We start from the raw sequence: 4,732 nt of genomic DNA, 5'->3' as shown, positions 1-4,732 counted from the left end.
GAACTGCATGACCTGCTGYGACTTCGGGATCAAAAACTCTATGGTCATCCCTGTCGGCAGCCAGAACTCCTGGGAAATTTTCGTTGTGTCCTCGGCAATGTTCTCGAGCAGCGGGCAGGAGCCGGGCCAACCTATCGCGTTTGGTGACGACAAGGGGCGTCGCCGGCTCGAACAGCCGCCACGGCTTTCGCTTGGTCCTGGCCGTTTCTTTTTCCTGTCGGTCAGCCATTGTCGAAATAGATCGGGCCCCCTGGGGACACCCAGCCAAAAAGCGCATTGCGTGGCGCTGTCAGGTCCTGTTCGATGGTGGAGATCCGGGCGTAGCCCGATGATCTGCGCGGGCAGGGGTGCAACTGTCGCGATTGTCCAACCTGAGCGCGACAGTTTTGCGGGCGGGGCATGCGCGAATCCAATTTTCCAGTATCTGTATCTGATTTCTCGCAGCGCCAGTGCGGGCGGACGGTGTCGCGGTGGGGGACCGGCTAACGGGCGCGGGTCGCATGGTTGCTGGAGGCCCTAACGACGCGTGCGTAGCCCTGGCCCTTTGGTCTCTCATGCGGTGGGAATCAGGCTAGGTTTCACTCATGGATGTTAAAGCGCGGAAGCCTTGGTTCCGACCAAACGAGTCCAACCCGGGCTGGCATCCCAGTTCGTTGGAGGGTGGGCGGACCATTGGCGTCATCGTCGACGCGGTGGTTACCGTTGTCGTGCTGTGATGCGGATGTCATCGTGAGCGGCTTCCTTGCCTGGGTCGCGGGTTCCGGCATAGTGCAGGGTCTGATCATGGGCCTAACCTTCGCGTACCTGACCACCGTCCTGGTCTTGAACGCCGTGGCGAAGACGGAGACGAAGACCGTCAATGGCTGGAGCGCGATTCGCAATGCTGGCCATCCAGGCAACGGACTACTCGTTCGTGCGGCCTTGCAGAAGGCGCTCCCGGTTGTCAACGTGTTCGAAGAGGCCGCCTACTGGACAACGACCAGCGATGACGCGGGGAAGCGTCTCAGTGGGGAGCATGCGTATCGCCTTCATTTCTCGGTAGGTCAGCTTCCACCGAATGATGCCTTCTGGTCGCTTACCGCGACGGACACCGTCGGCTATATGGTCAACGCCCCAACCGGGCGGGCAAGCGTGAACGACCACTCTGGTCTCGTGACGAACGCCGACGGCTCAGTCGACATTCTGCTCCAACCGAATCAGCCATCGGGTGCGGCGCAGAACTGGGTAGCGACACCGCCCGGCCGGTTCAAGCTCATGCTCCGCGCCTATCTACCCGGACCGGCCATCGTAGACGGCGGGTACGAGGTTCCGCCGCTCGTCCAGGTGCAGTCATGAATCGCCTGATCCTGAAATACGCCACTCCGGTGACGATCGCCATCCTGGCAATCTTCGCGTGGGTCACCTACCGGCGAATCGCGGCCGGCGGCTTGGGCTCGATCATTCTGCTGGTGGCGACAACTGTGGCCATCTGGGTGATCGGTACGTTCGTCTTCATCTACTTCTGGCCGCGGATCACAGTGGGCGGCTTCAAACGAATATTTGTCCGGCGCGGGCTGGGTGGCGGACCGATCCCTGTGAACACGATTTATGCCGTGCCGGAGAGCCCGTCTCAGTCCGCTTTGTCCGGCAGTGTCATCGCGACCGGCACCGACGACGTCCTGTACTTTGGCGGCTGGTTGGATGTCAACGCCGGACCACAAGTGCTGCACGTGCCCGAGATGGAACAACGCTATTACAGCGTGCAGTTCACCGACCCGACCAGCGGCGCCAACTTTGCCTACGTGGGCAAACGCACCACTGGAACCGCTATCGGCGACTTCCTCCTCTGCGAACCCAAATGGCGAGGATACGCCACACGGCATGACACGGATCGACGTGCCCCACCACGCCGCCCTGCTGATCGGTCGGGTCTTCGTCGCCAACGAAGATGACCGCCACACGGCGTACGAACTCGCGAAGCTGATCCAGCTCACGCCAGCAAAAGGAGCGTGAGCATTCGCGAAAACCGATCCCCACGGCTCCGAACTCGCCACCCACAAGGCGCCCGTCGAGGGATCCCTCAACGGACACTTTGGGGGCGGGCCTAGCACGGCGAGGCAGATCCAGGGTCTGCCAAGCGCCAGGGCTGCCATGGTCCGTGGCCCAACAGTGATCGGGACTTGGCAGCGGCGCGTAAGCTGCGGCAGGGGGCAGCCCTTGCACAAACGTCAAACTCCGGGACATCGCCGCATCAGTGGTCGCCTCTCTTTCACAAGACCCGACAGTCCGGACGTACTTCGACGCCTAACTGCTGGGGCTGCACGGTAGCGACGTTGGGCAGACCATCTTCGCCCTATTCACCGACGAAACGGAGTAACCTTGCAGTGAGCCCGGGCGGCTGGATCCCCCAATACAGTCGTCCGGTAACTCATGTTCCCAGAGTCATCGAACCTGGAAATTCCGGGCGGTCCGCCGCTTAGGGCCAACCACCGCAGTCACGCACCAGCGGCGGCCCGCCATCCTTCGCGACACCCTTGAACGATCACAACAGCCGCGTCGCCAGGAGCACCGAAATCCCGTGCCGGCGTTTTAGCGGCGTGCGTATTGGGAAGCCTTCACAAGGCTGCCCGAAGGGCCGTGTGCTGTGGCTCCTCAGGACGAGTCAATAGCGCGACCATTACTGTTCCGGATTCCTCGCGGTGGAGAAGCGGCTTACGGGGGAGTTGTTTTGGTTAGGAAGCGGTATTCGTAAGCGGAACCTCAATCGTGCAGTGGAGATCCGACGACTTCGAAACCCTGGCTGCTCATCGATCCTGACAGCAGCGGCATCGCTTCGGCAATGCTGCTCCGGACCGAGTCCAGTTTCAAGGAGGCCCGGTGGGCGCTCTCGGATATCCACAACTCGGCAACGAACACCGTGTCAGGTTGGGCGTCGTTAATCCCTACTTCGTAGAGGAGGCAACCCAGTTTCGCAAGCCCGTCGGCTCGCCTGGTGAGGAGTTCTATGAGGCCATCGCGCGCGCCCGGCTTGGTGCCGAGAGTCGGGGAGAGAGGCCTGTCGTGGGTCTATGTGGGTCCCGGGGAGCCGCGCCATGACGACCGGTGCGGGTTTGGCCCGACCAGGCGCCGGGCGGCCTCGGTGATATGTTCGGCGTCGATGCCTGCCCAGGCGAGGAGCTCCTGCCCGGTTCCGGACCCGGGCATGCCGTGCACGGCGAGGTGCGTGATGGACAGGTCACTCGGCGGTGCCGTGAGCAGGGCGTCCTTGACCGCTGATCCCAGGCCTCCCTCGGGGTGGTGGTCTTCGGCGATGATGACGCGGCCCTGTGTCTCGCCGGCGGCGGTGAGCAGTGTTTCTGCGTCTATGGGCTTGATGGAGTAGCAGTCGATGACGCGGGCCTGGATTCCGTCAGCGTCGAGGATGTCTGCTGCCTTAAGCGCTTCATGAAGGGTGACCCCTGCCCCGACGAGGGTGACGTCGTCGTTGCCGGAGGACCGCAGGAGCTTGGAACCGCCGATCGGGAACTGCTCTGAGGCGCTGTACAGGACTGGGTAGGCGCCGCGGGTGGTTCGGAGATAGCTGATGCCGGAAGTTTCCGCCATGCTCCGCACCAGGGCGGCTGTGCTGGTGGCGTCGGCAGGGTAGAGGACGGTCGACGCATGCACGGCCCGGATCATCGCCAGGTCCTCCAGCGCCATCTGGGATGGACCATCGGCGCCAATTTCGACGCCGGCGTGCGAGCCGCACAGGCGAAGGTCGGCGCTCGAGATGGACCCCATGCGGATGAAGTCGTAGGCGCGGGTGAGGAAGGCCGCGAAGGTCGAGGCGAAGGCTTTATATCCCCGGCTGCTCAGTCCCGTGGCGGCGGCGATGAGCTGCTGCTCGGCGATGTACATCTCGAAGAACCGGCCGGGAAATGCCTTGGCGAATTGGTCCGCATGGGTGGAATTGCTGACCTCGCCGTCCAGGGCAACAACGGCGGGATCGATGCCGCCGAGTGCTGCCAGAGCGTCGCCGTAAGCTTTTCGCGTGGCGACCTTCTCGCCCATTTCGTAGCTGGGGAAGGTTGCGCCGGGAGCGTCGATGCGTGCCTTTGACCCTTCTTCTGGAAGAGGGCCCCGCAATGTCAGGGTCCTTTGACCGCCGAGTTCGGCAATCGCCTTCTCGGCCATGTCGGGCGGTAAGGGTTTTCCATGCCAATCCGGGCTGTCTTCGATCTCGGCGAAGCCTTTGGCCTTGATGGTCTTGGCGAGGATGACAACGGGCTTGCCTTCAGGTGCTTCTGCCGCAGTGGAAAAAGCCTCGTCGATGGCGCTGAGATCGTGGCCGTCGATGACGATGGCCTGGGCGCCGAAAGCCTGGACCCGGCGGGCATAGGACTCCATGTCCCAGCCGAGTTCGGTCTCGCCCCGCTGTCCCAGCCGGTTTACGTCGACGACGGTGACCAGGTTGGTCAGGCCATAGTGGGAGGCCTTGTCCAGGGCTTCCCAAATGGAGCCTTCCGCCATTTCGCTGTCGCCACACAGCACCCACACCCGGTAGGGGAGCCGATCCAGGTATTTCCCGGCGAGGGCCACTCCGACGCCGTCCGGAAGTCCCTGCCCCAGCGAGCCCGTCGCGAAATCTACCCATGGCAGTGCCGGCGTCGGATGTCCCTGCAGGCGCTGGCCGAACCGGCGGTAGCCGGTCATGAGCTCATCATCGGAGACGACGCCGACGGCCTTGAAGACCGAATACAGCAGGGGAGAGGCA

General features: G+C 63.1%; 3 protein-coding genes and 1 pseudogene. 2 read left to right on the top strand and 2 right to left on the bottom strand.

The genetic code is table 11. The annotated features are described in order from the left end of the window. Positions 1–729: 729 nt before the first annotated feature. Both AC1DGD_RS22055 and AC1DGD_RS22050 read left to right on the top strand, forming a co-directional pair. Positions 730–1,335 (top strand): DUF1214 domain-containing protein, encoded by a 606-nt coding sequence (locus AC1DGD_RS22055; RefSeq protein WP_476858274.1) that lies wholly within the window; start codon positions 730–732, stop codon positions 1,333–1,335. Continuing rightward, positions 1,332–1,931 carry a DUF1254 domain-containing protein gene (locus AC1DGD_RS22050; RefSeq protein WP_476858273.1) on the top strand — a complete coding sequence of 200 codons (600 nt, stop codon included), beginning with the start codon at positions 1,332–1,334 and terminating at the stop codon, positions 1,929–1,931. The genes AC1DGD_RS22055 and AC1DGD_RS22050 overlap by 4 nt, the downstream gene beginning before the upstream one ends. An 808-nt stretch (positions 1,932–2,739) precedes the next feature. On the opposite strand, the pseudogene AC1DGD_RS22045 reads toward AC1DGD_RS22050, so the two are convergent. After that, positions 2,740–3,000, bottom strand: a pseudogene (locus tag AC1DGD_RS22045) (putative quinol monooxygenase); the annotation flags it as partial. A 45-nt stretch (positions 3,001–3,045) separates the two neighbouring features. Continuing rightward, a partial coding sequence (locus AC1DGD_RS22040) for a transketolase (RefSeq protein ID WP_476858272.1) occupies positions 3,046–4,732 on the bottom strand: 1,687 nt, incomplete at its 5' end.

The sequence above is a fragment of the Arthrobacter sp. 05T45 genome (assembly GCF_056395875.1).
This window is presented reverse-complemented; position numbering and strand designations above follow the sequence as displayed.

Excerpts from the sequence above, each read along its gene's own strand:
- AC1DGD_RS22050 (WP_476858273.1), top strand. The coding sequence starts at position 1,332 with ATGAATCGCCTGATCCTGAAATACGCCACTCCGGTGACGATCGCCATC.